The sequence below is a fragment of the Actinoplanes campanulatus genome (genome assembly GCF_014647795.1).
Classification (GTDB): domain Bacteria; phylum Actinomycetota; class Actinomycetes; order Mycobacteriales; family Micromonosporaceae; genus Actinoplanes; species Actinoplanes campanulatus.
Genome location: NZ_BMPW01000017.1, coordinates 177,481 through 200,324, shown reverse-complemented (window position 1 = coordinate 200,324; position 22,844 = coordinate 177,481). Strand labels below are relative to the sequence as shown.

At 71.9% G+C, this 22,844-nt stretch carries 27 protein-coding genes; 14 read left to right on the top strand and 13 right to left on the bottom strand.

Annotated elements, in window-relative coordinates:
* Positions 1 to 20: 20 nt before the first annotated feature.
* Genes IEZ13_RS30180 through IEZ13_RS30165 form a run of 4 tightly spaced genes read right to left on the bottom strand, consistent with a single transcriptional unit; the run spans position 21 to position 3,328 of the window.
* The gene (locus tag IEZ13_RS30180) at positions 21 to 860 is read right to left on the bottom strand and encodes an ABC transporter permease (RefSeq protein ID WP_183224699.1); all 840 of its coding nucleotides are present in this window, start codon (positions 858 to 860) and stop codon (positions 21 to 23) included.
* The gene (locus IEZ13_RS30175) at positions 857 to 1,756 is read right to left on the bottom strand and encodes an ABC transporter ATP-binding protein (RefSeq protein WP_229795211.1); all 900 of its coding nucleotides are present in this window, start codon (positions 1,754 to 1,756) and stop codon (positions 857 to 859) included. The genes IEZ13_RS30180 and IEZ13_RS30175 overlap by 4 nt, the downstream gene beginning before the upstream one ends.
* Positions 1,753 to 2,808, bottom strand: a complete 1,056-nt coding sequence (locus IEZ13_RS30170; RefSeq protein ID WP_183224697.1) for a hypothetical protein — start codon at positions 2,806 to 2,808, stop codon at positions 1,753 to 1,755. The genes IEZ13_RS30175 and IEZ13_RS30170 overlap by 4 nt, the downstream gene beginning before the upstream one ends.
* On the bottom strand, positions 2,792 to 3,328 hold the full coding sequence (locus IEZ13_RS30165; protein ID WP_203833948.1) for a sigma-70 family RNA polymerase sigma factor: 537 nt from the start codon (positions 3,326 to 3,328) through the stop codon (positions 2,792 to 2,794). The genes IEZ13_RS30170 and IEZ13_RS30165 overlap by 17 nt, the downstream gene beginning before the upstream one ends.
* Positions 3,329 to 3,432: 104 nt before the next feature.
* On the opposite strand from IEZ13_RS30165, the gene IEZ13_RS30160 reads away from it, so the two are divergent.
* Genes IEZ13_RS30160 through IEZ13_RS30150 form a run of 3 tightly spaced genes read left to right on the top strand, consistent with a single transcriptional unit; the run spans position 3,433 to position 6,753 of the window.
* Entirely contained in the window at positions 3,433 to 4,257 is an 825-nt protein-coding gene (locus tag IEZ13_RS30160) for a hypothetical protein (protein ID WP_183224696.1), read from the top strand.
* A gap of 40 nt (positions 4,258 to 4,297) precedes the next feature.
* Positions 4,298 to 6,247: a DUF1707 domain-containing protein gene (locus IEZ13_RS30155; protein WP_183224695.1), complete on the top strand. Its 1,950-nt coding sequence runs from the start codon at positions 4,298 to 4,300 to the stop codon at positions 6,245 to 6,247.
* 20 nt (positions 6,248 to 6,267) lie between these two features.
* On the top strand, positions 6,268 to 6,753 hold the full coding sequence (locus IEZ13_RS30150) for an HIT family protein (RefSeq protein WP_183224694.1): 486 nt from the start codon (positions 6,268 to 6,270) through the stop codon (positions 6,751 to 6,753).
* A gap of 108 nt (positions 6,754 to 6,861) precedes the next feature.
* Here IEZ13_RS30150 and IEZ13_RS30145 read toward each other — a convergent pair whose 3' ends face one another.
* Complete coding sequence (locus IEZ13_RS30145; protein ID WP_183224693.1) at positions 6,862 to 7,269, bottom strand: DUF7919 family protein; 408 nt, start codon at positions 7,267 to 7,269, stop codon at positions 6,862 to 6,864.
* Positions 7,270 to 7,361: 92 nt separating this feature from the next.
* Between IEZ13_RS30145 and IEZ13_RS30140 the strand changes: the two genes are divergently transcribed.
* Entirely contained in the window at positions 7,362 to 7,838 is a 477-nt protein-coding gene (locus IEZ13_RS30140) for an NUDIX hydrolase (protein ID WP_183224692.1), read from the top strand.
* A gap of 1 nt (position 7,839) precedes the next feature.
* Here IEZ13_RS30140 and IEZ13_RS30135 read toward each other — a convergent pair whose 3' ends face one another.
* Complete coding sequence (locus tag IEZ13_RS30135) at positions 7,840 to 8,055, bottom strand: helix-hairpin-helix domain-containing protein (protein ID WP_183224691.1); 216 nt, start codon at positions 8,053 to 8,055, stop codon at positions 7,840 to 7,842.
* Between the two features lie 21 nt (positions 8,056 to 8,076).
* Positions 8,077 to 9,144, bottom strand: coding sequence for an FAD-dependent monooxygenase (locus tag IEZ13_RS30130; RefSeq protein WP_183224690.1), 1,068 nt, complete (start codon positions 9,142 to 9,144; stop codon positions 8,077 to 8,079).
* Between the two features lie 72 nt (positions 9,145 to 9,216).
* On the opposite strand from IEZ13_RS30130, the gene IEZ13_RS30125 reads away from it, so the two are divergent.
* Positions 9,217 to 9,843 (top strand): TetR/AcrR family transcriptional regulator, encoded by a 627-nt coding sequence (locus IEZ13_RS30125; protein WP_183224689.1) that lies wholly within the window; start codon positions 9,217 to 9,219, stop codon positions 9,841 to 9,843.
* Here the strand turns inward: IEZ13_RS30125 and IEZ13_RS30120 are convergent.
* From IEZ13_RS30120 to IEZ13_RS30105, 4 genes are all read right to left on the bottom strand, one after another.
* Positions 9,809 to 10,474, bottom strand: a complete 666-nt coding sequence (locus IEZ13_RS30120; protein ID WP_183224688.1) for a DUF6882 domain-containing protein — start codon at positions 10,472 to 10,474, stop codon at positions 9,809 to 9,811. The two genes, IEZ13_RS30125 and IEZ13_RS30120, sit on opposite strands and share 35 nt — an antisense overlap.
* A gap of 91 nt (positions 10,475 to 10,565) precedes the next feature.
* Positions 10,566 to 12,101, bottom strand: coding sequence for an alpha/beta hydrolase (locus IEZ13_RS30115; protein WP_183224687.1), 1,536 nt, complete (start codon positions 12,099 to 12,101; stop codon positions 10,566 to 10,568).
* Positions 12,102 to 12,280: 179 nt separating this feature from the next.
* A complete protein-coding gene (locus tag IEZ13_RS30110) occupies positions 12,281 to 12,517 on the bottom strand; it encodes a hypothetical protein (RefSeq protein ID WP_183224686.1) in 237 nt (78 codons plus the stop codon).
* Between the two features lie 18 nt (positions 12,518 to 12,535).
* A complete protein-coding gene (locus tag IEZ13_RS30105; RefSeq protein WP_183224685.1) occupies positions 12,536 to 12,757 on the bottom strand; it encodes a hypothetical protein in 222 nt (73 codons plus the stop codon).
* A 288-nt stretch (positions 12,758 to 13,045) separates the two neighbouring features.
* Here IEZ13_RS30105 and IEZ13_RS30100 point away from each other — a divergent pair, with 288 nt between their 5' ends.
* From IEZ13_RS30100 to IEZ13_RS30090, 3 genes are all read left to right on the top strand, one after another.
* On the top strand, positions 13,046 to 13,270 hold the full coding sequence (locus tag IEZ13_RS30100; RefSeq protein WP_229795210.1) for a hypothetical protein: 225 nt from the start codon (positions 13,046 to 13,048) through the stop codon (positions 13,268 to 13,270).
* A 42-nt stretch (positions 13,271 to 13,312) separates the two neighbouring features.
* Positions 13,313 to 14,191 (top strand): helix-turn-helix domain-containing protein, encoded by an 879-nt coding sequence (locus IEZ13_RS30095; protein ID WP_183224684.1) that lies wholly within the window; start codon positions 13,313 to 13,315, stop codon positions 14,189 to 14,191.
* A gap of 63 nt (positions 14,192 to 14,254) precedes the next feature.
* On the top strand, positions 14,255 to 14,917 hold the full coding sequence (locus IEZ13_RS30090) for a maleylpyruvate isomerase family mycothiol-dependent enzyme (RefSeq protein WP_183224683.1): 663 nt from the start codon (positions 14,255 to 14,257) through the stop codon (positions 14,915 to 14,917).
* 279 nt (positions 14,918 to 15,196) lie between these two features.
* Here the strand turns inward: IEZ13_RS30090 and IEZ13_RS30085 are convergent, their stop codons facing one another.
* Together IEZ13_RS30085 and IEZ13_RS30080 are read right to left on the bottom strand one after the other, a co-directional pair.
* On the bottom strand, positions 15,197 to 16,243 hold the full coding sequence (locus IEZ13_RS30085; RefSeq protein ID WP_183224682.1) for a hypothetical protein: 1,047 nt from the start codon (positions 16,241 to 16,243) through the stop codon (positions 15,197 to 15,199).
* Positions 16,240 to 16,713 (bottom strand): GNAT family N-acetyltransferase, encoded by a 474-nt coding sequence (locus tag IEZ13_RS30080; RefSeq protein WP_183224681.1) that lies wholly within the window; start codon positions 16,711 to 16,713, stop codon positions 16,240 to 16,242. Before IEZ13_RS30080 ends, IEZ13_RS30085 begins: the two co-directional genes overlap by 4 nt.
* An 88-nt stretch (positions 16,714 to 16,801) precedes the next feature.
* Between IEZ13_RS30080 and IEZ13_RS30075 the strand changes: the two genes are divergently transcribed.
* From IEZ13_RS30075 to IEZ13_RS30050, 6 genes are all read left to right on the top strand, one after another.
* A complete protein-coding gene (locus IEZ13_RS30075; protein WP_183224680.1) occupies positions 16,802 to 17,749 on the top strand; it encodes a DUF1152 domain-containing protein in 948 nt (315 codons plus the stop codon).
* Between the two features lie 194 nt (positions 17,750 to 17,943).
* Entirely contained in the window at positions 17,944 to 18,780 is an 837-nt protein-coding gene (locus IEZ13_RS30070; RefSeq protein ID WP_183224679.1) for an AfsR/SARP family transcriptional regulator, read from the top strand.
* 95 nt (positions 18,781 to 18,875) lie between these two features.
* Positions 18,876 to 19,085 carry a hypothetical protein gene (locus tag IEZ13_RS30065; RefSeq protein WP_183224768.1) on the top strand — a complete coding sequence of 70 codons (210 nt, stop codon included), beginning with the start codon at positions 18,876 to 18,878 and terminating at the stop codon, positions 19,083 to 19,085.
* Positions 19,082 to 19,624, top strand: coding sequence for a Pvc16 family protein (locus IEZ13_RS30060; RefSeq protein ID WP_183224678.1), 543 nt, complete (start codon positions 19,082 to 19,084; stop codon positions 19,622 to 19,624). Before IEZ13_RS30065 ends, IEZ13_RS30060 begins: the two co-directional genes overlap by 4 nt.
* Positions 19,624 to 20,208, top strand: a complete 585-nt coding sequence (locus tag IEZ13_RS30055; RefSeq protein WP_183224677.1) for a hypothetical protein — start codon at positions 19,624 to 19,626, stop codon at positions 20,206 to 20,208. The genes IEZ13_RS30060 and IEZ13_RS30055 overlap by 1 nt, the downstream gene beginning before the upstream one ends.
* A gap of 22 nt (positions 20,209 to 20,230) precedes the next feature.
* Positions 20,231 to 22,840, top strand: coding sequence for a phage tail sheath subtilisin-like domain-containing protein (locus tag IEZ13_RS30050; protein WP_183224676.1), 2,610 nt, complete (start codon positions 20,231 to 20,233; stop codon positions 22,838 to 22,840).
* Positions 22,841 to 22,844: the final 4 nt, after the last annotated feature.

The window sequence follows — 22,844 nt, the reverse complement described above, 5'->3', positions numbered from 1 at the left end:
GCGGCGAAATCGGCGCGCCGTCACAGGTCGCGGCGCTGGAAACCGAGCGCGGCCAGGCCCAGCACCAGCAGCGTCCAGATCGCCGCCCACGTCAGGTAGGCGGGAGTGAGCGGCGCCATGCTCAGGAACGGTGACTCCTCCACGCCGGTGCCGATCTGGGCGAGCAGCGCCGGATCCTGGAACGCGTTCATCGCACCGCGCCACAGCCCGTCGGTGGGCAGCAGCATCCGCGACACCACCCCGATCTGGGCGACGCTCGGATTGCCGAGGGCCTCACCGACCGACCCGACCACCCCGGCGATCCAGGTGGCGCCGAACAGCCCGACCGCCACGATTCCGGACGCCATCGGCGAGATCGCGGTCGCGAACAGCAGACCCAGGGTGAGCAGCGCGGCCGTCTGCCCGGCCAGCAGCAGCAGACCGGTCACCGGATGCGGCGGCCAGTAGCCGACGGTCAGGTACACGATCAGGAACTGGGCCACCCCGGCGACCGCCACGAACCCGGATCCGAACGCGACCAGGCCCAGCCACTTGCCGAGCAGCACCGTCCACCGGCGGATCGGCCTGGTCATCATGGCCAGCGCGATCCCGGACTCGACCTCCCCGGCCAGGCTGGGCCCGGCCAGGAAGGCGGTGCCGAGCGCGGCGATCAGGCTGTAGCCGAACATCACCAGGTTCAGCACCGTCGACCCGGCGACCTTGGCCTCGCCGCTGGTCAGGCCCCCGAACTCGGCGTCGATCCGGGAGAAGCCCCACGCGCTGAGCGTCAGCAGCAGCACGGTCAGGACGGCCAGCGACCGCAGCACCCGGCGCCGGGACGCCTCCCGCAGGGTCAGCGTGGCGATGGTCAGGACGGTCACCGGTGCTCCTCCGGGTGGGTGCGCAGGATGTCGAGCAGCCGCTCCTCGAGGGTGGCGCGGGCCGGTTCCACGGCGTGCACCCGCACCCCGTGTTCGACCAGGTCGGCGACGAGCGCGGGGACGTCGTCGGGCATGTCGACGGTGTAAAGATCATCCTCGCGCTCGAAGGAGCCGAGAACGGACCGTGCCTCGTCGTTCACGGAAGTGAGGCGCAAGCGGAGCGACCGGCGCCCGAGCAACTCGGCCAGGGTGCCGGATGCCGCCACCCGGCCCCGGTCGAGGATCAGCACCCGGTCGCAGACCCGCTCCACCTCACCGATCAGATGCGAGTTCAGCAGCACCGCGACCCGCCGCTGTTTCAACGAGAGCAGCAGGTCACGGACGTCGGCGCGGCCCAGCGGGTCGAGGGCGCTGGTCGGCTCGTCGAGCACCACCAGCTCCGGCCGGGCCACCAGCGCCACCGCGAGGCCGAGCCGCTGCTGCATGCCCTTGGAGAAGCCGCCCACCCGGTCGGATGCCCGGTCGGCGAGACCGACGAGGCCGAGCCCGTCACGACGTTCGCGATCGGAAACGGTCACCCCGGCCAGGCGTACGTGCAGGGCCAGGACCTCGTCGGCGGTGAGCCACGGCTGATAGCGGAACAGTTCGGGCAGATAGCCGACCCGCTCCCGGGACCGTGGATCGGTGTTCGGGCGGCCGAGCAGCATCACCTCGCCGGCATCCGGCCGGACCAGGCCGAGCATCATCTTGATGACGCTGGTCTTGCCGGCCCCGTTCGGCCCGAGCAGCCCGAGCACCTCGCCGCGGGCCACGGTGAACGACACGCCGTCCACCGCGACCCGCTTCCGATAGCGTTTGCGCAGGTGGGAGGCCCACACGGCGGGGGAGTCGGTCACTGCTTCCACCGCAGGTTCCGGGCCACGTCGAGGACCTCGTCGGTGCTGAGCGTGCCGCCGACCGCGTTGACGTGTCCCTTCTCCACCCAGACGACCGTGGAGACGGCCCCGTCCCGGCTGGCCAGAACGGTCGCCGGTGTGCCGTTGACGTCCGTGGTGAAGCTGACCTGCGTCGCCGACCTCACCAGCAGCGGCAGGGTGGTGGCGTTCTTGAAACTCCGCAACTGGTCGGCGACGGTCGCCGGCAGGCCGGGCAGGGTGAGCAGGTAGTCGAGGCCGGTCTCGAACGGCACCCCGGTCGAGTAGGCGGTCGGCGCTTTCACCCGGCCGACGATCAGCGCCGGCACGCCGCGGGCCTCGGACCAGACGGCGGCCAGACCGGGGCCGGCGGTGAGGCTGAATTGGCTGGTCGAGAGGCCGGCGGGCGGCTCGGGCATCGGCTGACCGAGCGTCTGCTCGGCCTTCTCGCGATCGAAGGCGAAAATCGCCTTCATCCGATTTCCTACGACGAAACGTGGTTGGCCGGTCACGCCACGCGGCAACTCCTTGACCAGGGGAGTGGGGAGCCCGGTGATCCGCCGCGCCTCGTTGGCGCCTTCGACGCTTCGGACATTCGGCCGTTCCGCTACGGTCATAGCGCCATAGGACGACAGATCCGGCAAGGCGACCAGGTCAGCCTGTTCCACGGTCACCGGCGCGACCTTCTCGGTGTGGAAGATCTGGAACCAGTCCCCGGCCGCGGCCGCCGAAGCCCCGCCCAGCAGCGCCACCACCCCGACCACGGCGACGAACGGGCTGCGGACCGCGAACCTGCGCCTGTTACGCACCGGCACGGCCACCGGCGCCGCGGTGACCAGGCGATTCCAGGCCGCGTCCACGTCCGGCGCCACGTCGAACCGCAGCGCCGACTCGACCAGCAGAGCGTCGGCCTCCGCCTCGACGAGACGGGACCGGCAATGCGCGCACGACGTCACATGCTCGCGGTCGGAGTCGGCGACCCCGTCCGGCTCGTCGACGAGACGGCGCAGCAGACCGTCACTCGGGTGAGGCATGACCCAACTCCTTACGAAGAGCGGATTCGGCGCGCCGCACGGTGGTGCCCACGCTGCCGGGGGAGAGTTCGAGAGCGGCCGCGACCTCGGCGTAACTCAGGCCGCTGTGCCGCAACACCAGGGCGATCGCCTGCCTGCGGGGGAGACGGGACAGCGCCGCGCGTACCCTCCGGCGCTCGTCGAGGGTGACCACCGCGTCGGCGACATCCGGCGCGGTCGAGTGACCACCGTCAGTGGCGGCCTCCTCCCGGGAGGCCCGCCGGCGCCCGGAACGCAGATGGTTGAGCGCGGTGTGGGCGGCCGCCACACACAGCCAGCCCACCGCCTCACCCGCCGGGACGCTGCTCCGGCCGAACGCCAGGAACGCCTCCTGGGCGACATCCTCGGCCTCGTCCCGCGACCCCAGCACCCGGGCCGCCACCCCGACCACCCTGGGGTACGCGGAGCGGAATATGTGTTCGAGATCGGAACGCACGGAGGCCGGCACAGCGCCCTCCCGCTCGGTCAACAACTGCTTCACATCAGGGAAGCACCACCGCTACGCCGAATGTGACAGCTTCCGGACCGCCGCCGCGACGTTGTCCGCCAGTACATGAGGAATGCCACTCACGTACTGGAGGCCTCGTGGGACTGTTCCGAACCGCCGAGCTGGATCCGGCCCTCGCCGATGTGCTCGCCACCAGCCACCGCCGCGCCCGCAAAGCCCTCGCCAAAGGGCAGGACGGCGTCCACAAGGCAGTGCGGCCGGGCGAGCGGATCGTGGCCGTGACCGTCGACGACCTCGAATGCCTCTGGACGATCGTGGTCACCGAGCAGCGGCTGCTCACCATGACCCGCGGCGGCGAGATCCTGGTCCGGGAGACCCCGATCGCCGAGGTCCCCGGCGCGACCGTCGAGCACGGCAAGCACTACTCGGTGCTGGTGCTCGACCGGATGAGCCTGCGACTGCACTTCGAGAACCGCGCCGAGGCCGGTGCCCTCGCCAAACAGATCAACGAGCTCGTCGTCGCCAGCCGGCCGCGCACCATCCCGGCCCTGCACCCCGGCCTGTACGCCACACTGCTGTCCCGCGCCGGGGTCCCGGAGACCGCGGTCAACCGGGCCCGCCTCGCCGAACGGACCGCCGTCGTCCTCGGCGCCCAGGCCGTCGCCATGACCGCCCAGTTCGGCGACCCGGACGCGTTCGCCGAGTTCACCCATCTGTTCGCCAGGGTCACGCCGGGCCGCGAACAGCAGCGCGCCGACGACATGATCTCCTGGCTGTGGGAGTGGCATCCGCTCACCCACCAGACACTCACCCGGCAACTCGCCACCTGGCAGGACGGCCTGCTCCAGCCGGACAGCTTCCTCACCGCGGCCGCCGGCGGCGAGATCCCGCCCTGGTCGGACGGCCCCGGCGACGACACCGAGACGTGGCGGGTGGTGTACCGGCGCAACCAGCGGACCTGATCCCGTACCCGATGGCGTTGATCTTCTAGCATCGACGGCCGTGACCGACCTCCCGCGCGCCTCGCACGCCGACCGGCAGCACACCACCGACCTGCTGGACATCGCCCTGGCCGAAGGCCGCCTCGACGCCGCCGAACACGAGACCCGAACCGGCACGGCGGAGCGCGCCAAGGACCCGCAGATCCTGGCGGGGCTGGTGGCCGACCTGCCGGACCGGCCCGGCGTCCGCGACTGGACCAACCGGCTGCGCGTGCGGGCCGCGGACCGCCGCGACGCGGTCACCTGGCTCGGCGACGCCCTCGCCGACGGCGTGCTGACCGCCGGCGAACACGAGCGACGCCTCACCAAGGTCGCCGAGGTGGTCACCTACCGGCAGCTGAAGAGGGCGATGGACGGCGTCGGCGGGCCGCCGTTCGAGCGCGAACGGCTGTTCGTCACCGAGGCGGACCGGGCCCGGCTCGCCGCCCGTCTGGACCGCGATCTCGCTGCCGGGCTGATCGGCAGCGGCGACCACGCCGAGCTGACGGCCGCGGTCACCGACGCTTCCCGGTACGGGGACCTCGACGCGATCTCGGCCGACCTCGCCGCACGTACCGGAACCGGACGGCGCGCCGACGTGCCGCGCCGCCTCGAGGACGCGCACGCCGACAGCCGCATCCCGGTGTCCGGACACGAGCGCCGGGTGGCCCGCCGTAGGCGGCCCTGGAGACTCGCCGCGGCCGCCGCGACGGTCGCCGCCGTGGTGATCGCCACGGTCCTCGTGGCCCGCGTCCCGGACGCCGCGCCCCCGACCGCCACCGGCCGCAACATGGCCATCCAGTGGCAGGCCGGCCCGGACCGGCCCTCCGACGTGCAGGCCACCGGCACCTGGGTGCACGCCGACACGCTGATCCGCGCCCGCGAGGACCTGGTCACCGCCTACGACGCGGCCACCGGGCGGCAGGTGTGGACCTTCCAGCCGCCGGACCGGCAGGAGTTGTGCACGATGAGCCGCGGCGTCTCGGACGGGGTGGGCATCCTCGGGCTCGGCGCCGACGACGACGGCCTGATCTGCAACACCCTCGTCGCCGTCGACCTGACCACCGGCAAGACCCTGTGGCGGCGGACCCGGGCCGTCGGCGACAGCGGAACGTCGGTGGCGGCCGTCGACGACGAGGTCGGCATCGCCGGGAACACCGTCGTGTTCAAGGAGGGCACCGGGTTCGCGGCCGTCGGCCTGCGCGACAACAGGGTGAAGTGGCGCAAGGCCGCCCCGGCCACCTGCGCGGGCTATTCGGTGACCGCCGCAGGCAACGACGCGGTGCTGATCTCCGCCTGCCCCGAGGCCGCCGCCCGGCTCGTGATGGCCGACCCCGCATCCGGGCAGGTCCGGTTCCAGGTGCCGCTGCGGATGCACCCCGACGACGCCCTGGTGAACCGGGCCAGCAACAACAAGGCGACCGTGGTGCTGTCCACGACACCGCTGGTCGTGCGGACCACCGACGACGGCACCCGGACCGCGGACGCGGTGCTGTCCTTCGACGCCCGGGGCAACCGCCGGGCCGCCATCTCGCTGTCCCAGCCGGACCTGGACGTCGGTCCCGCCCAGATTCCCGGCGCCTACCCCGGTTTCATCCCCTACCCGGGCGCCCGGGTCCGCTCCCTGGCCGTCGTCGGCGACACCCTGATCATCCCGGCCCGGCCCGCGGGCGGCTCCGAGGAGAACCGGGTGGCCGCCTTCTCCCTCGCCGACGGCCACCGCCGGTGGCTCACCGAACTGCCGGAACAGATCATCGGCGCGGCCGCGGACGCCAACCGCTTCGTGGCCTTCACCTACCTGGGCATCCTGCACACGTTGTCCCCGGTGGACGGCGCGATCGTCAGCGAGGTCCCGGTCGACGGCTGGACCAACTACCCGATGCACACCGACCTGCGCCTGCTGCCCGGCCGCTACGCGGTCAGCAACTACCACAGCTCCACCGAGACCCCACCGGCCCTGATGATCGGATAGCCCGCCGCGGCGGAAACACGATGGAGGTCGATGTGTTCAACCATGAGCCGGACGGTTACGTCTGCCCGTTCTGCCGCCTGGTGGCAGGTGGTGACGACCCGCGTGATCCCGGCGCCCAGCGTGCCGTCGTGCACCGCGGTGAGCTGGCGACCGCCGTGATCTCGCCACGCTGGTGGCCGAAGAATCCCGGCCACGTCCTCGTGGTGCCCAACGCCCACCACGAGAACCTCTACGACCTGCCGGCCCGCGACGGCCACGCGGTCCACGACCTGGTGCGGGAGATCGCGACAGCCCTCAAGAAGGGGTACGGCTGCGACGGCACCTCAGTGCGCCAGCACAACGAGCCCGCCGGCAACCAGGACGTCTGGCATTACCACGTGCACGTCCTGCCCCGGTACGCCGGCGACGACCTGTACCGCGCCCGGCCCCTGCCCGACTTCATGGCCGCCGAGCACCGCGAGCCCTACGCGGCCCGCCTGCGCCCGCACCTGGAGTCCCGGGCATGACCGACGCGCGCGCTCACGTCGTACCGGTGAGGGGTTGAGGGGGTTTGGGGTTTGAAATCGGTGGCATCGTGATGCGCCGCTACTTCCGCTCGCGGCCCCGGAGCGAGATCAGCGGGAGATCGCCTCAATGAAATCGTCCGGCGGCTGGTAGCCGTGCTCGATGACATAGTGATAGATGAGAGTCGGGGCTGCGAAGACGACACCGTTCTTCGCCTCGACCCGGATCTCCGCCGACCCGAGAAGGATCTCCCCCTCGGTGGTGGCCACCAAGATGGGCGGCCAGAACTCGCGCTTGTCACATGGCGGCAGGTTGCATTGATGGAAACCCCTGGTCTGCCCTATCCGGTACTTGTCCTTGGTGCACCGTCGCAGGAGGGCGGACCGAAAGTCATCCGAGGTAGGACCGGTGCGGTACTCATGTGCGGCGTCCAGCCAGCCGACCGAAAGCACGGTCCGGCCCCAGTCCCGTGCACGTGGCTTGTAGGCGTATGGGGAAAGATCGTCGAAATACGCCATGTCCAACCCCCGTTCGGCTCCGCCAGACGCTAACGGTTCCCGTCCACGGCTGCCACCCCGCCCGCTGGTGCGGTCTTCGTAGGGTGGCGCGCATGCCCATACCCGAGTTCGTCGTCGCCCTGCGCGCCAAGATCGGTCACGACCCGCTGCCGTTGAGTGGCGTCATCGCCGTGGTCCTCGACGAGCGGGGCCGGGTGCTGCTGGTCCGCCGCTCCGACACCGGGGAGTGGGCTCTCACCACGGGCTGTCTGGAACCCGGCGAGCAGCCGGCCGAGGGCGCCAGGCGCGAGGTCTTCGAGGAGACCGGTGTCGTGGTGGAGGCCGAGCGGCTGCTGTCGGTCGAGGCGCTGGAGCTGTCCACCGCCCCCAACGGCGATCAGGTGCACTGGCTGGCCATCGGGTTCCGGTGCCGGCCTGTCGCCGGCACGGCCCGGGTCAACGACGACGAGTCCGTCGAGGTCGGCTGGTTCGCGCCGGACTCGGTGCCGCCGCTACCCGCCCACCAAGCACGCTGCCTGGCGCTCGCTCGGGCCGGCGACGGCGACCCGTGGTTCGCCGGTTCGCGGTGACCTATTCGCCGGCCCAGGTCAGGCCGTGCTCGGTGAGGGCCTCGGACAGCAGACGGATCGCTTTCGGGCCGACCCCGTGCATCGCCAGCAACTCGGCCGGCCGGTGGGTGGCCACCTGGGCGAGGGTGGTGATGCCGGCGGCCAGCAGGGCGCTGTTGGCGGGCCGCCCGATCGGTGGCAGGTCGCCGATCCTCGCTGGCGCATCGCGGGTGCTCACCCGGACACGATAGCCGGGATCTCATGCCGCCCGGCCCATCCAGCGGGCGGCGACGTTGCGGGTGGTCAGGCCGAGCCGGGTGGCGGGGACGAGCATGCCGGCGGCCAGCCCGACCCGCCGCTGCTTGGGCATGACCAGCTTCCGGTGCTCGGTCTCATAGCCGCGCAGCGCCTCCTCCAACCGGCCCGGGCTGCCGGCGAGGGCCTGCGCCAGCGTGTGCGCCGCCGTCATGGCGAGCGTCGACCCGTCGCCGAGCAGGGACAGGGAGGAAGCCGCATCCCCGAGCAGGGTGACCCGCCCGCTGCTCCAGCGGGGCAGGCTGACCCGGCTGACCGGGTCGAGGAACAGCTCGTCACTGCCCACCGCGAGCTTCAGCAGCGCGGGCACCCGCCAGCCGGACCTGGCGTAGGCCGCGGCCAGCCCTTCCCGGCTGATCCGCTCGCTGCGGAAGATGAACGCGGCGACCGCCGACCCGCGCGCCGGATGGATCGACACCAGCCGCCCGGGTGTGTTGAACAACAGCACCTCATCCGGATTCTCGGCGGGCTCGCCGAGCGGCACGGTCGCCACCCCGAGCCCGATCGGCCGCACGAACCGTGACTCCGGCCCGAACGCCAGCCGCCGCACCGTCGAGTGCAGCCCGTCGGCGCCGATGACCAGGTCGAACCGTCGTGGTGCGGCCTTCTCGAAGGTCACCTCCACCCCGCCCGGCTCCTGGCGCATCGCGGTGATGGTGTCGTCGAGGATGAGCTCGGCGTCGTCGCGCACCGCCCCGGCGAGGATCGTCGCGAGATCGCTGCGGGGGATCTCGACCTCGCCGCCTCGGCTGGGCATGGCGATCCGGGCGATCGGCCGCCCACGGGGATCGAGGACCCGCATGGCGCTCGCGTGGGTGGCGGCCGCCCGCAGCCGGGGCAGGATGCCCATTCGCTCGGCGACGGCCACCGCGGGCCCGCGGACGTCGACCGGGTTGCCGCCGGAGCGCAGCCCGGCGGCCCGCTCCACGAGAGTCACCTGCCACCCGTGCCGGACCAGCCAGAACGCCAGAGTCGGGCCGGCCACTCCGGCCCCGGAGATGAGTGCCTTCATGCCCACGACGTTAGCCGCATTGAGTGCAATTCTGCAATGCATGCAGATTAGCGGTGGGTGCATAATGGCGACATGGTGTCTCTTCGTGATCGCAAACGCGCCCGCACCCGGCAGGCCCTGGTCGAGGTGGCGGCCGAGCTGTTCGAGCGGCAGGGCTATGACGAGACGACGGTCGCGCAGATCGCGGCCGGGGCGGAGATCGGCACCCGCACGTTCTTCAGCTACTTCCCTGGCAAGGAGCACCTGGTCTTCCCGGAGTCCGACGATCGGGTGCACGCCGCCCTCGAGGCGATCGACCAGCGCGGCCCGGGGGACGGCCCGGCCGAGGTGCTGCTGCGGGCGCTGCGCCGGGTCGGCGACGACAGCGACGACATGAGCGGCCGCCTGGCGGCGCTGCGGCTGCGGCTGATCCGCGAGGTCCCGGCCGTGCAGGGGCTGTCGCTGCGGATCCAGCTGGACGCGCAGCGGCAGATCGCCGCGCATCTGGCGGCGGCCTTCCCGGAGCGCCTCGACGAGGTGCGGGCGGCCGCGCTGACCGGCGCGTTCGTGGGCGCGGTGACCGGCGCCCTCCAGGTGCTGCTGGAGCGAGAGGAGCACCGCGACGATCCGGCCGTCGTGCAGCAGGCGGTTCAGGAGGCGGTCGACGCGGCGCTCGCCCCGTGGTTCAGCGGGGCTGCACCTGACCGGTCAGATCGCTGACCCGGCCCAGGTGGTCGAAGGTGACACGAACCGTCGAGTTGTCCGGATGCCGGCCCATCACGCCGCCGGGGGTGTCGTCGACGCGCCAGCCCTGCTGCTTGAGGAAGGACACCACGACCGTCCGATGGTCGACCGCGAAGGCCTGCAGCACCTGCCCGAGGACGGTGAAGGTGCGTTCGGGCGGGACCGCTCCGCGTACCCGGGAGGGAAGGTTCTCGAGGTGGAAGAAGATCGCGCCGCCCTGGTAGGCGCCCCGGTAGTAGGAACGCCCGGTCAGCCCGGAGGCGACCAGCGCGATGCGGTGGCCGTCGGTGCGGTCGAGGCGCAGCGCCGGCTCGGTGAGCTCGCGGACGTTGTGGATGCGCCCGTGCTCGCGCAGCCATCCGGCGAGTTCCAGCAGGTGCGGGGAGACGCCGGCGCTCTGATTGGCCCAGGCCCACAACCAGGTGCCGTCCGCGTGACTCTCCGTGCCCAGTAGCTGGATGGGGTAGCGAAGATCGTTGCCGAACGTCACCATGCCCGCGTTCAGGTCGAGCTGCCAGCCACGGTCGCCGAGCAGGTCGGCGAGCGCGAGCTGCCGGGCCATGCCGGTGGCGACATGCTGAGCGAACAGGTCATCGAACGAGGACACGTACCGGCCTTTCGATCAAGGTAGCCGGTGCAGTGTGACATGCGGGTCCGCCGGTACCGACCGCCTGGGTCGGCACCGGCGCCGTCAGATCTCAGACAGCCGGGAAGGGCACCCGGTCCTGAGCGCACCGCGTGCCCTCCGGAGGGAGGTCGCCATCGATCAGATAACGGGTATACCAGCCGCTAATACACGCGCTGTAGTTGCTGGTGTGACCGAAGCCGTCAAGTGTCAGCAACCGTGCGTTACCGAGCTGACGGGTCATCCGGACCGCGAAGTCGAGCCGGGTCGCCGGGTCGTAGGTCGGGTTCACGACCAGGATCGTCGCCGCGGTCCGGCGGTTCCACGGTCCGTCGTACGCCTCGGTGATCTTCGGCCAGGTGGCGCAGCCGACCTCACTGAACGCCTCCGCGCGCCCGAACGTCGGGTGGGCCTTCTCGAAGGCCGCCGCGAACCCGGGATAGAGCGCCGGATTCCGCGGCAGCGGCGCGTCCGCGCAGTTCACCGCGAACGAGGCGTCGTTGCTGGTGTAGCTGTAGGCGTCGTCGGAGAGCCAGCCCCGCGCCGGCGGGGCCGAGGGCAGCCGGACGCCGGCGGTCCGCAGCCCGGCCGGGTCACCGAAGACCAGGTCGTAGACCTCCTGGATCTGCTGCGCGGCGTCCGGGAAGCTCGCCATGTTGTAGAGGGTCTGCCCGGTGAAGCCGGTCAGCGCGTCGAGGGTGATCGTCCCCAGGCCCGGGATCTCCACCGGCCCTTCCCGCAGCCGGTCCCGCAGCCGGTCGAATTTGCCGCGCGCGTCCCCGGAGAGCGCGCAGGCGGCCCCGGCCTCGTCGCACTCGGCGAGGTACCCGGCCAGGGCGATCTCGAACCCACCGGCCCGCTCGAACTTGTTCGCCAGCCGGTGGTCGGTCCGCTGGTCCGGGTCGACGTTGCCGTCCAGGATGACCGCCCGCACCCGCTTCGGGAACAGGTTGGCGTAGGTCGCGCCGATCAGCGTCCCGTAGGAGTAGCCGATGTAGGTGAGCCGGTCATCCCCGGCGCCCTGCCGCAGCAGATCGAGGTCCTTCGCCACGTTGAGCGTGCTCATGTGCGTGAGCAGCGGCCCGATGTTGTCCTCGCAGGCCGCGGTGTACTCCCGATTGGCCGCCAGCGTGCTCGCGATCTGCTCGCGGGTGATCGGCACGCCGGTCATCCGCGCGTAGAGCGCCTCGGCCTCGGCGTCGGTCCCGAAACACTGGATCGGGTCACTCCCGCCGATCCCGCGCGGATCGAACCCGACCAGGTCGAACCGGGCGAGCACCTCCGGCGACGCGATCCGGGCCGCGGCGCGCACCATGTTGCGCCCCGCGCCGCCCGGCCCACCCGGATTGACGAAGATGGTTCCGATCTTGTTCGCCGGATCCCCGGCCGGCCGCCGCGACAGCGCGATCGTGGTGGTCGCCCCACGCGGCTTGTCATGATCCAGCGGCACCTCGTAGGTGGCACAGTCGAACCCGATCAGCAGCGGTTCGGTGCACGCCGACCAGGAGAACGGTGGCGCCGCGCCGCTCGCGGACGCCGCTTGCGGCGCGACGGCGACAGCGGAGACGAGAGCGAGCGCGGCGGTGACACGCACGGCGAGTCGTCGCACGAGAGGTCCTTCCGACGAGGAGACAGGACCTCCGCACTCTCTCATGCATTCAAATCAATCACTGTCAGGGAAAAACCCTCAAGACCCCTTTTTCGTACGGCTACGTGAGCCGTGGCTACCAGACCCGCGAGCCCCTGCCCGCTCCCGGCCGCAACGCGCCCGTCGGGGTGAATCGGTGGTCAGGGGACCCGCTTCGGCTCGCTGCGACGGGCGCGGACGGCGGCCCGCAACGCCGGCCACAGGCGCAGCCGGCGCGAGCTGTCGCAGGCGGCGAGCAGCCGGGCCAGACTTTCCCGCTCGTGCGGTGGCACGAACAGCAGGACGATCACGATCGGCAGTACCGCCGCCGCGATCTCGGTGAGGACGACCAGGATCACCACGGCTGCCACGGCGGCCGGCACGGCGTACTCGATCATGGTTTTCCTCCTCCGGGCTCACCGGGCGAGCGCGGCGGCGGCGACCATCGCCAGCGCCAGGGTGGTGGTGAAGACGACGAAGGACGCCGCGACGGCGGCCCGGAGCAGCGTCCCGGTCGGGAGGAGCACCCGCCGAAGGGAGCGGAGAGCGCGGAGCGTGAGGAGCAGGCAGACGGCGGCGACGGCCAGGTAGAGAAACGGCTCGTCGAGCAGCGCCGACAGTGAGGTGGGGAAGAGCATGGTGGCCTCCGATCCAGGCGATGCCGGGTCGCGACGCATATGCACCTACCGAGAGCCTTGACCCCGATGTCGAGAACCTGCCGACCGCGATGTCGTGACGATTCCGTGACTCTCTGCTACGAATATGCGGCTCTATGCGCGAAGGTCACAACGGCTATTCGCGAGAATGAATGAGCGGACCGTGCGCGGAGCGCGCAATCGCCCGAACCGATGACGCGGCTACGCCTTTGGGTGTGTTTGAGTGAGGTCCGGCCCGAATATTCGCAAGGCCGCGTATCATCAGAGGCCGTGTCAAATCACGATAATAGCGGCGAAACGCCCGAATTGACCCTGCTCACCACGCTCTGCGGCGGCGGCAGCTGCCCGACCGTCTATCGCACGGACCGGGGCACCCTGATCGTCCAGGGATACACGGTTTCCGCCGACAGCGTGGACCTCGACCTGCCCGACGGCGAGCAACTCGTCGAGATCCCGGCGGAACTGCTCGCCGCCGCGGTGCGGGCGGACACCTAAGATCGGAGCCAAGCACGCGTGGAGGGAGGCGGGTCACCACACATGAGCGGCTCGCCCGACTCCCTCGGCCGGACCACCGACGAACCCGTCGGCGTCGTCCTCGCCCGCCTGCGCAAGAGCAAGCGGATCCCCGGCCAGGCCCTCGGCGAACGCGTCGGGATGAGCCAGGCCAAGATCTCCCGGCTGGAGACCGGCGCCGTCGCCGCCGAACCCGCCGACGTGCGCCTGCTCGCCGAGGAGCTCGGCCTGCCACCCGACGAGGTCGACCAGCTCGTCACCCGCGCCGAACACGCCGACAACCGGCTCACCGACTGGCGGCCCGCCCACCTCGGCCTCGCCGAGCGCCAGCGCGACCTGCGCCAGCTCGAGGTCTCCACCCTGGAACACCGCGTCTTCCAGCCCGCGGTGGTGCCCGGCCTGCTGCAAACCAGCGAGTACGCCCGGGCCGTCATGTCCGACCTGCACACCGAGCTGGACGACGCCCGCGTCGCCGACTCCGCGGTCGCGGTCTCCGAGGCGGTCACCGCCCGGATGAACCGCAACCAGATCCTGCTCCTGCCGGACCGCGCCTTCGTCTTCCTGATCACCGAAGCGGTCCTGCGCAACCGGATCGGCCGCCCCGCCGAGATGATCGCCCAGATCGGCCGGATCCGCGAGGTCGCCGCCTACCCCAACGTGACCCTGCGGATCGTCCCCGACGACGCCGAGTGGCCCATCGCGCCCTACCACGGCTTCTACCTGGCCGACGACCGCTGCGTCCTGGTCGACCTCTTCAACACCAGCATGATCTCCCGCGGCCGCCGTATCGTCCGCAGCTACCGCCGGGTCTTCGACGCCATCGAGCGGGTCGCCACCGCCGACGCCGGGCCCACCCTGGACCGCTATCAGACCCACTACGCCCGCATGCTGCTCAACCCGTGACGATCCCGGAGCGGCCGGCCCGGACCGCTACCGGGTGCGTTACGGCCGTATGCTGCTCCTCTCATGATCATCTCAGTGCGGGCGGCGCTGGACGCCGAGTGTGAAGCCTTCGTGCGGGCGTTGCGTGCCCTGCCACCGTCCGCCTGGGACCTGCCCACCCGCTGTACGCCGTGGACGGTCCGCGACGTCGTTGGGCACGTGATCACCGTGCTCGGCCGGGTGCCCGCGATGGTCGCCGCGCCCGAGCCCGAGACCGCCGACGTGAGCGCGACCGGCTACTACCGCGCCGACGACCGCTTCGGCGCCGAGGCCAACGCCGAACGGGTGCGCACCGCCCAGGCCCTCACCGGCGACCTCGCCACCCGCCTCGCCGACGTCGCCGCCCAGGTGCGCACGGTCTGCTCTCCCGAACCGGACGACCGTCTGGTGCGAACCCGCCACGCCGACGCCATGCTGCTCGGCGACTTCCTGCTCACCCGCATCGTGGAGACCACGGTTCACGGAGTCGATGTGGCCGACGCCGCCGGCGTGCCGCCGTGGCTCACCGGGCCGGCGGGGGAGAGGGTGCTCGCCCTGCTGTTCGGCCCGCTGTGGCGCGAGTCGGTCGCCGCCCTCGGCGGGGACCCACTCACAGTGATCCGCAAGGCCACCGGCCGCGCCCCGCTCACCCCCGTCGAGCGAGACCGCCTCGACGCGGCCGGCCTACGCCCGCTGACCCTGGGCTGACCAGCCCGCCTTCCCACGTGGTGAACGAACATCCAGTGCGGGACGCGCCCACAGCGTTGGTGCGAGGGCCCGATCCGTGGCCACCTCGACGTCAAGGTAGGCGCGCACGGCGGCGATTGCGTGTGCTGCTGTCGTGGTTACGGCGTGGGTGGGGGCGCACGGTCGGTGGGTTGTGCGCGGTGGCCGCTGATTGCGGGGCCGGTGCACACGGTCGTGGAGCTGTGGGCTGCTGTCGCGGCCATCGCCTGGGCGGCGGCGCACGGACGGCGGCGGTGAGTCTCAGACGTGCAGGTCGAGGCGGTGCAGGGCGAGCATCACGAAACCGCGCAAGGCTCGGCTCCAGCCGGTCACCTCGCCGATCGGGTCGCGGTGGGCGGTCTCGATCAGCACGGTCAAGGCCGCGGGGGAGAGGGCTTCGCCTTTCCGGTACGCCGTGGCGACCGCCGCCGTGACCGTGACGATTCCGGCACCGATCCCAGCATCATTCCTCGGATCGGTCCGGGGATCGGTGTCGAGGAGACTGTCGAGCAGACGGTCGATCCGGGGATCCTCGAGGAGGGTGTGGGCGAGGGCCAGGTTGGCGCTGGCCCGGGGCTGTTCGCGGGACGCCGGGACGGCCAGCCACGCCTGGACGGTCGCGGTGTTCAGCGGGAACCACGCCGCCAGGGCGGCCGCCCGAGCCGCCACGGCGTCGTCCGGGTCGCCGATCCAGGACACGATGACGTCCTGGAAGGCGGCCGCCCGGTGGTAGCAGTCGTCCTCCCATCGGGTGGCCAGCAGGTTCAGCAGCTCGAACTCCTCGCCGGAGAAGTCGTCCGCGTCCTGCTCCGCGTGGAAGCGCCGTACCAGAGCGGCCGTGTCCGCGCCGTCGAGCCGGTCGGCGGCCGTGGCTACACCGTCGAGCCGGGCCGCCGCGGTTAGCTCGGTGGCCGGGTCGAACGGCAGCCGGTCGTCGCGCCGGTCGCCGATCGCGAGGCCGGTGAACAACCGCAGCAGGTCGCCCCGGTCGGGTGTCGCCGGATCGTCGATCAACGCGACCAGGAACGGCACGACCTCCTGGCTGGCCTCGAACCGGGTGCCCTGATGCAGGACGGTGGCGTGCAGGCCGCCGAGGGCATCGCCCCGTATCTCAGGGTCGGGGTCGCGCAGCGCCCGCAGCATGTCCGGCACGTCGTCGGCGATGCCGTACGCGTGATGCAGCCGGTCCCACGAAACGGCGTCCAGCCGCTCCACGAACACCTCGAACCGGGTCCCCTCGCCGCCGTCCGTCGCGCGGTCGGGGTGGTGCGGCCGGCCCCGGCGGGCGGCGTCCAGCCCATCAGTCACGGGACGAGGCTCTTGGCCATGTTGTACGACGTGGTCCGGAAACCCATCTGCTCGTACAGGGCATGGGCGCCCGGGTTGTGGGCGAAGACGTGCAGCCCGATCGACACGACGCCGAGCTCCCGGCACCGGGCCTCGGCCGCCCGCATCAGCTCCCGGCCGTACCCCTTGCGGCGGACCGCCTCGTGGATGAAGAAGTCGAAGATGAACGCGTGCGGGCCGTCGGCCTCGGTGCGGACGCGCATCCACAGCACACCGGCCTCGAGGTCGCCGTCCCAGCCGGTCCACAGGTGATGGCCGGGTGTCGCCAGCCCGTCCGGCAGCAGGGTGGCGGTGCTCTGTTCGGCCTGGATGAGAGCGTCCTCCGGGGTGAGGCCGGTGCCGGCCAGATCGGCGGCGTAGGAGCGGACCGTCTCCTCCCGGTAGGACCGGAACTGCTCGTGGGTCATCGGCTCGAGCCGCAGCGCTCCCATAGCCGGCACTCTATCGAAGAGGCCCAACCTATCCTCCTAGGATGTAATAGAGGGTGCGTGCCACGGCACGAGTCACGATCATGGGCACGTGTGGCGACTGCCGTTCTTCGAAGCACTCTCGGACGCGCGACGCGTGCTGATCGCGGGCGCCGGCGGCGGGTTCGACGTCTACGCCGGGCTACCGCTGGCCCTGGCCCTGCAGAGCACCGGCCGGACGGTCCACTTCGGCAGCCTCTCGATCGTGAACCTGCACGCCCTCGACAGAGGCGTCTGGCGGGAACCCGGGGTAGCGGCGATCACCGCCGGCACCGTCGGCCCGGAGGACTACTTCCCGGAGCGGACCCTGGCCCGCTGGCTGGCCCGGCACAGCCTGCCGTCCACGGTCCACGCCTTTCCCCGCACCGGCGTACGCCCCCTGCGCGCCGCCTACCGCAGGCTGGCGAAACGGCTCGACCTGGACGCGATCATCCTGGTCGACGGCGGCACCGACATCCTGATGCGCGGCGACGAGGCCGCCCTGGGCACCCCGGTCGAGGACGCGACGAGCCTCGCCGCGGTGGCCGCCACCCCGGTGCCGACCCGGCTGGTGGCGTCCATCGGGTTCGGCATCGACGCCTACCACGGCATCAACCACGTGCAGGTGCTGGAGAACATCGCCGCCCTCGACCGCGACGGCCACTACCTGGGCGCGTTCACGGTGCCGTCGCACGGCCGGGAGGCGGCCCTCTACCGCGACGCCGTCGAACACGCCCGCACGAGCACGCCCGGCCGGTCCAGCATCGTCAACGGACAGATCGCCGCGGCTCTGACCGGCGCCTCCGGGGACGTGCCGCTGGACGGCCGCACAGGCGGGACGCCGCTGTTCGTGAACCCCCTGATGGCCATGTACTTCACGTTCGACCTGCCCGGCCTGGCGGCCCGGTCGCTCTACCTGGACCGGATCCGCGGCACCGACGACATGCTCCAGGTCAGCCACCTCATCGAACGGTTCCGCGACGAGATCGACCCCCGCCCCCGGGTCCCGTTCCCGCACTGAAAACGGCGCCCTGCGACCGTCGCGAACGGCCGGGACCGGCGACGTGGAACGGGTGAACTCGACGGGGTCCAGCCCATTGCGGCGTGGCGGGGCGGATTCCGGGTGCGTACGCTCTCCTCAGCCGACACGACATCGTTGCTGTGTGTGGGGGGATCGCGGTGTTGGATTCGGGCCTGCGTCTCAACCTATTCGGCATGCCGACGGTCGTCGCGCGGGACGAACCCGTCACCCTCTCGCCCAGCGCCACCATGGTCTTCGCCTACCTGGCCCTCGCCCCGAGCGGTGGGCGGCCCCGGTCGGTCGCTGCGGCCCAGCTGTTCGCGGACTGCTCTACCGGCACCGCCCGGCGCCGCCTCAACACCGCGCTCTGGCGACTCCGGTCGGAGATCCGGTCGAACGTCGGTGTCGAGGTCATCGCCAACGTGGGCGGCCCGTGCGTCGGCCTGGACGCGGCGGCGGGCGTCACCGTCGACGCGTCCGTCTTTCAGGATCTGGTCGCGCCGGTGCTGCAGCGTGACGAGGCCACGGTGACCGAGGCGGATGCCGCCCGGCTCGAGACGGCCGCCTCGATGTACTGCGGCGAACTGCTCGAAGCCTGCCACGACGAGTGGGTGCTGGCGCACCGCAACCGGATCGAGAACCTCTATCTCAGCACGCTCGACTGCCTCGTGCGGCACCACGGTGAGCGCGGCGACGTGGCGGCGGTGACCCGGTTCGGCGAACTGGCCCTGGGGCTGGAGCCACTGCGCGAGGACGTGCACAGGCACCTGATGACCGCGTACGCCGATGCCGGCCGCGACGACCTGGTGGAGCGGCAGTTCGAGCGCTGCCGCATGGTGTTGCTCGATGAGCTCGGCGCCGATCCGATGCCGGAGACCGTCGCGCTGTACGCCCGGCTGGCCCGCCACGACAGGAGCCGGTCCGCGAGCGTCGCGGCGCTCACGGCCGAACTGGAGCGGGCCCGCCGCGAGGTCGGCCGGCTGACCGAGACCATCGACCGCGCCCTCGGCCGGCTCCGGCGGATGTCCTGACCGTGATCCCGCGGTGATCGCACCGCGGGATCACGGTGACCCTCCGGTGAGCGGCCCTTGACAGCGTGGCTGTCGAGAGAAGGGTCACGGTCCTGGTGGCGACTGCGTGGAAGTACCGATTCCTCGTCGACGTGTGGGCGGAGCCTCGCGAGATCGAGGGGCTGCCCACCGTGATCCGCGCCCGGGTTGTGGACATGGCCACCGACGAGGAGCACTACGTGGGATCGTTCGCCGAGATCGCGCAGATCATCGCGGTGCGCCTGGACGCGGAGGGCATCCGCCCGGCGCGCTGGGAGCGATCGTGATCCTCGAGGTGAGCGAGGCGCTGCGGGACGTCATCCACCAGGCGACGCCGGATCTCGGCTCCTGGGTGGTGCACCATTCGCTGTCGCAGGCGGACAAGGTGGCGCTTCCCGACGCCAAAGGCATTCTCGCGTTGCTCGCCGCCGAGGAGCACGCCCACCTGCGCAACCGTCCGCTCGTCGAGGGCGCCGCCGGCCTGGTGCGGGCGCCGCTGTCGCTCAAGCTGCATTACCTGGTCACCTTCACCGGGGTGCACGACGAGGCGCAGAGCCGCCTCGGCCGGGTGGTCCAGGCGTTCCACACCATGCCGATCCTGCGCCCGCCCGACCTGGCGCCGTCGCTGGCGGACCAGGTGGACAGCATCGTGATCCGGCTCGTCGGGCCCGGGCACGACGAGCGCAACCAGATCTGGGGCGCGCTCGGGCGACCCGGCCGGCTGTCGGTGTTCTACGAGGTCGACGTGGCACCCATCCCGGTGCTGGAGCGTGACGGCGCCGGCCGGGTCCGCGAGCACCGCATCGACTACGTGGCGGTGCCGTGATGCTCGCGTCCGTCACCACCCGGCTGCGGCACCACGTACGGCTGGTGCACGCCTCGACCGGCCGGGCCGTCACCGGCCTGACCGCCCGGCTGCAACCGGCGCCGCGCGGGTGGGGCGTGCGGACCCTGCCGGACGCGGTCGTGGTCTTCGCCCGTACCGACGCGGCCGAGCCGGCGCAACCCCCTCGGCTCGCGGTCACCGTGGCCGGCCCGCAGCGCGACCTGCTGGAGTTCGCGCCGGTGCCGGGCCGGCCGCCGGGCACGGTGCTGGTCGACCTCACCGAGGCCGAGATCGAGGTGCCGCTGCAACCGGTGCCGATGACCCTGACCGTCGTGCTCACTACGGCCGCAACCGACGCGCCGCGTACCGGGCGCACCCTCACCTGCCTGGCCACCTCCGGGCCCGTACCGAAGCCGGTGGTCCACCTGGCCGAGGAGGAGCCTGGCGTGTACCGGTCGGCCGCGGTGCCGTGGCCGGCCGCCTTCACCCCGATGGACCTGCTGGTCGACGGCAACCCGCTGCGGACCCTGTCCATGGATCTGACGAGAACCGCCACCCGTATCCGTCTGATCGACACGAACTGAACGCAGAACCGAGGAGGGCACTGTGACCTACCTGTCTCCGGGGGTCTACATAGAGGAGGTCTCGTCGGGACCACAGCCGATCGCCGCCGCACCGACAAGTGTCGTGGCGGTACTCGGCACCGCCCGCAAAGGACCGGTCCTCACGCCGACCCGCGTCACCGGCTGGGCGGACTTCGTCCGTACGTTCGGAGCCGCCTCGGCCCGCGGCTACCTGGCGGAGTCGGTCTTCGGTTTCTTCGAGAACGGCGGCCCGGCCGCCTGGGTGGTCCGGGTGGATCCCTCCTCGGAGGCGTCCTGGAAGGCGTTCGACCTCTCCGGTACGCAGAGCTTCGCCATCACCGCCAGTTCGCCGGGCACCTGGGGCAACGCGCTCACCGTCGAGGTGCGCCCGGACGTCGCGGGGGCGTCGGGCGCGTTCTACCGGGCGACGACCACCGGGCCGGCGGTCTCGGTCACCAGCTCCGGCGAGCACGTGCTCCAGGTGGCCTCCACCACCGGGCTGCGGCCCGGTGACACGCTGGCCCTCGTCCCGGTGCCGGCGTCGGGTTCGGCCGCCGCGCCGGTGACCGCGACGGTGGTGTCGCTGACCCCGAACGCGATCACGCTGAGTTCGGCCGGCGCCGCCGCGATGACCACCGGGTCTGTCGTGGCCAGCGCCGCGGCCTCCGGCACGCCGTCGGTGTACCTCGCCACCGGCAAGGGCTTCCGGGTGGGCGACGTCGTCGTGGCCACCCACCCGAACGGCACCCGGTCGGCGGCCCGGGTCACCGATGTGGCCACCGCCGGCAGCGCGGTGCGGCTGGCCCTCGACGCCGCCCTCGGCAGCGTGCCGGGCGCCGCCTTCGTACTGCGGCGGGCGAACTTCCCGGCCACCGCGATCGTGGCCAACCAGCCCTCCGGCTCGCCGCTCAGCACGTCGGTTCCGCTGTCGGCGCTCGCGTTCGAACGCCCGCTGACCGCGCCGGTTTCGGCGGACCTGTCCGCGTCCGCGCCGCAGAGCGCCGCCGCCCGTATCACCACGAGCGACGGCCGGGCCGCGGTCTGGACCTCCAACCGCTTCGACGTCGTCGGCTCGGCGCCGCCGCCCAGCGGCCCGGTGACGGTCAACGCGCCGGTGTTCGCGGTGCTGCTCGCCGACAGCGGGCTGAGCATCACCGACCTGACCGCCCCGGACGTCGCCAACGGGTACGGCTTCCTGCCGTTGGGCGCGCAGGTCACCTACACGGGTACCGGCGCCACCGCTGTCGTGGCGACCCGTACCCCGACCGGGTTCACGCTCGCGCCGACGCCGAACGCGGCGCACACGTACACCGACGCGGCCTTCACCCTGCAGGCGGACGCGGACGAGGGCCTCGCCGTGCGCTGCGCGGTGGCGCCGCGGCCCGGCGACCGGCTGGCGATCGGCACCGCGTTCGCCGCGATCACCGACGTGGCGCCGGCCGGCGGTGACACGTACGTGCTGCGCTTCCCGGCCTCGACCGCGGTCAGCGACAACACCCAGCGGCGCTTCGGGCTGTACGCCGTGGAGAGCGCCTCGGTGGGCGCCGAGCGGTTCGCGGTCACCGTGGCGGTGAACGGCGCCGTTGCGGAGAGCTTCACCGGCCTGTCGCTGAGTGAGGACCACCCGCGGTACTTCGCCAAGGACGACGTCGTCAACGGCGTCTCCGCGCTGATCCGGGTCGCGCCCCGGGCCGCCGGCGCGCCGGCCGTGTCGCTCGCGGCCGCCCCGTTCTACGTGACCCCCGACAGGATCGGCGCGGACAAGCCCGCCACCAACGACGACTTCCGGTCCGGGCTCGCCCGCCTCGAGGAGGTGCCGGAGCCGGCCATGGTGATCTGCCCGGACCTGGTGACGGTCGGCGACCCGCTGCTGCGCGCCGACCTGGTGGGCCAGATCGTCGCGCACTGCGAGGAGTTCCGCCGGTTCGCCATCGTCGACGCGCCGGACGAGGACGACGACGCCGCGCTGCTGGCGTGGCGCAACACGACGCTCGCGTCGACCCACGCCGCCGTGTACGCCCCGCACCTGAGGATCGTCTCGATCGACCCGGACTCGCGCGACCGGTTCACGACGGTGCCGCCGTCCGGCTTCGTCGCGGGGGTGTTCGCCCGCACCGACCGGCTCCGCGGCGTGCACAAGGCGCCCGGCAACGAGGCGGTCACCGGCATCGTCGGGCTGTCGCAGAGCTACACCCAGCGGCGGCAGGACCTGCTCAACCCCGGCGGGGTCAACCTCATCCGGGCGTTCCCCGGCCGCGGCACCCGGCTCTGGGGCGCCCGCAACGCGACCGACGACACCCAGTGGCGTTACGTCAACGTCCGGCGGTTGTTCAACATGATCGAGACCTCGGTGGACCGGGCGACCCAGTGGGTGGTCTTCGAGCCCAACACCGCGCGTACCTGGATCCGCATCAAGGTGTCGGTGGAGAACTTCCTCGACCAGCAGTGGCGGGCCGGCGCGCTGGCGGGCACCAAACCCGAGCAGGCCTACCGGGTGCGGGTCGGCCTCGGCGAGACGATGACCGAAGCCGACATCGACCTGGGCCTGATCATCACCGAGGTGGCGATCGCGCCCGCCAAGCCCGCCGAGTTCGTCGTGTTCCGCTTCAGCCACAAGCGGCTGTCCGAGTGATCCG

Bases quoted from the DNA above. Each gene is read 5' to 3' on its own strand.
- IEZ13_RS30140 (WP_183224692.1), top strand. From the start codon at position 7,362: ATGCCCATACCCGAGTTCGTCGTCGCCCTGCGCGCCAAGATCGGTCAC.
- IEZ13_RS30170 (WP_183224697.1), bottom strand. From the start codon at position 2,808: ATGCCTCACCCGAGTGACGGTCTGCTGCGCCGTCTCGTCGACGAGCCG.
- IEZ13_RS30145 (WP_183224693.1), bottom strand. From the start codon at position 7,269: ATGGCGTATTTCGACGATCTTTCCCCATACGCCTACAAGCCACGTGCA.
- IEZ13_RS30110 (WP_183224686.1), bottom strand. From the start codon at position 12,517: ATGATCGAGTACGCCGTGCCGGCCGCCGTGGCAGCCGTGGTGATCCTG.
- IEZ13_RS30070 (WP_183224679.1), top strand. From the start codon at position 17,944: ATGCCGACGGTCGTCGCGCGGGACGAACCCGTCACCCTCTCGCCCAGC.
- IEZ13_RS30055 (WP_183224677.1), top strand. From the start codon at position 19,624: ATGCTCGCGTCCGTCACCACCCGGCTGCGGCACCACGTACGGCTGGTG.
- IEZ13_RS30125 (WP_183224689.1), top strand. From the start codon at position 9,217: ATGGTGTCTCTTCGTGATCGCAAACGCGCCCGCACCCGGCAGGCCCTG.
- IEZ13_RS30090 (WP_183224683.1), top strand. From the start codon at position 14,255: ATGATCATCTCAGTGCGGGCGGCGCTGGACGCCGAGTGTGAAGCCTTC.
- IEZ13_RS30150 (WP_183224694.1), top strand. From the start codon at position 6,268: ATGGAGGTCGATGTGTTCAACCATGAGCCGGACGGTTACGTCTGCCCG.
- IEZ13_RS30130 (WP_183224690.1), bottom strand. From the start codon at position 9,144: ATGAAGGCACTCATCTCCGGGGCCGGAGTGGCCGGCCCGACTCTGGCG.
- IEZ13_RS30095 (WP_183224684.1), top strand. From the start codon at position 13,313: ATGAGCGGCTCGCCCGACTCCCTCGGCCGGACCACCGACGAACCCGTC.
- IEZ13_RS30105 (WP_183224685.1), bottom strand. From the start codon at position 12,757: ATGCTCTTCCCCACCTCACTGTCGGCGCTGCTCGACGAGCCGTTTCTC.
- IEZ13_RS30080 (WP_183224681.1), bottom strand. From the start codon at position 16,713: ATGGGAGCGCTGCGGCTCGAGCCGATGACCCACGAGCAGTTCCGGTCC.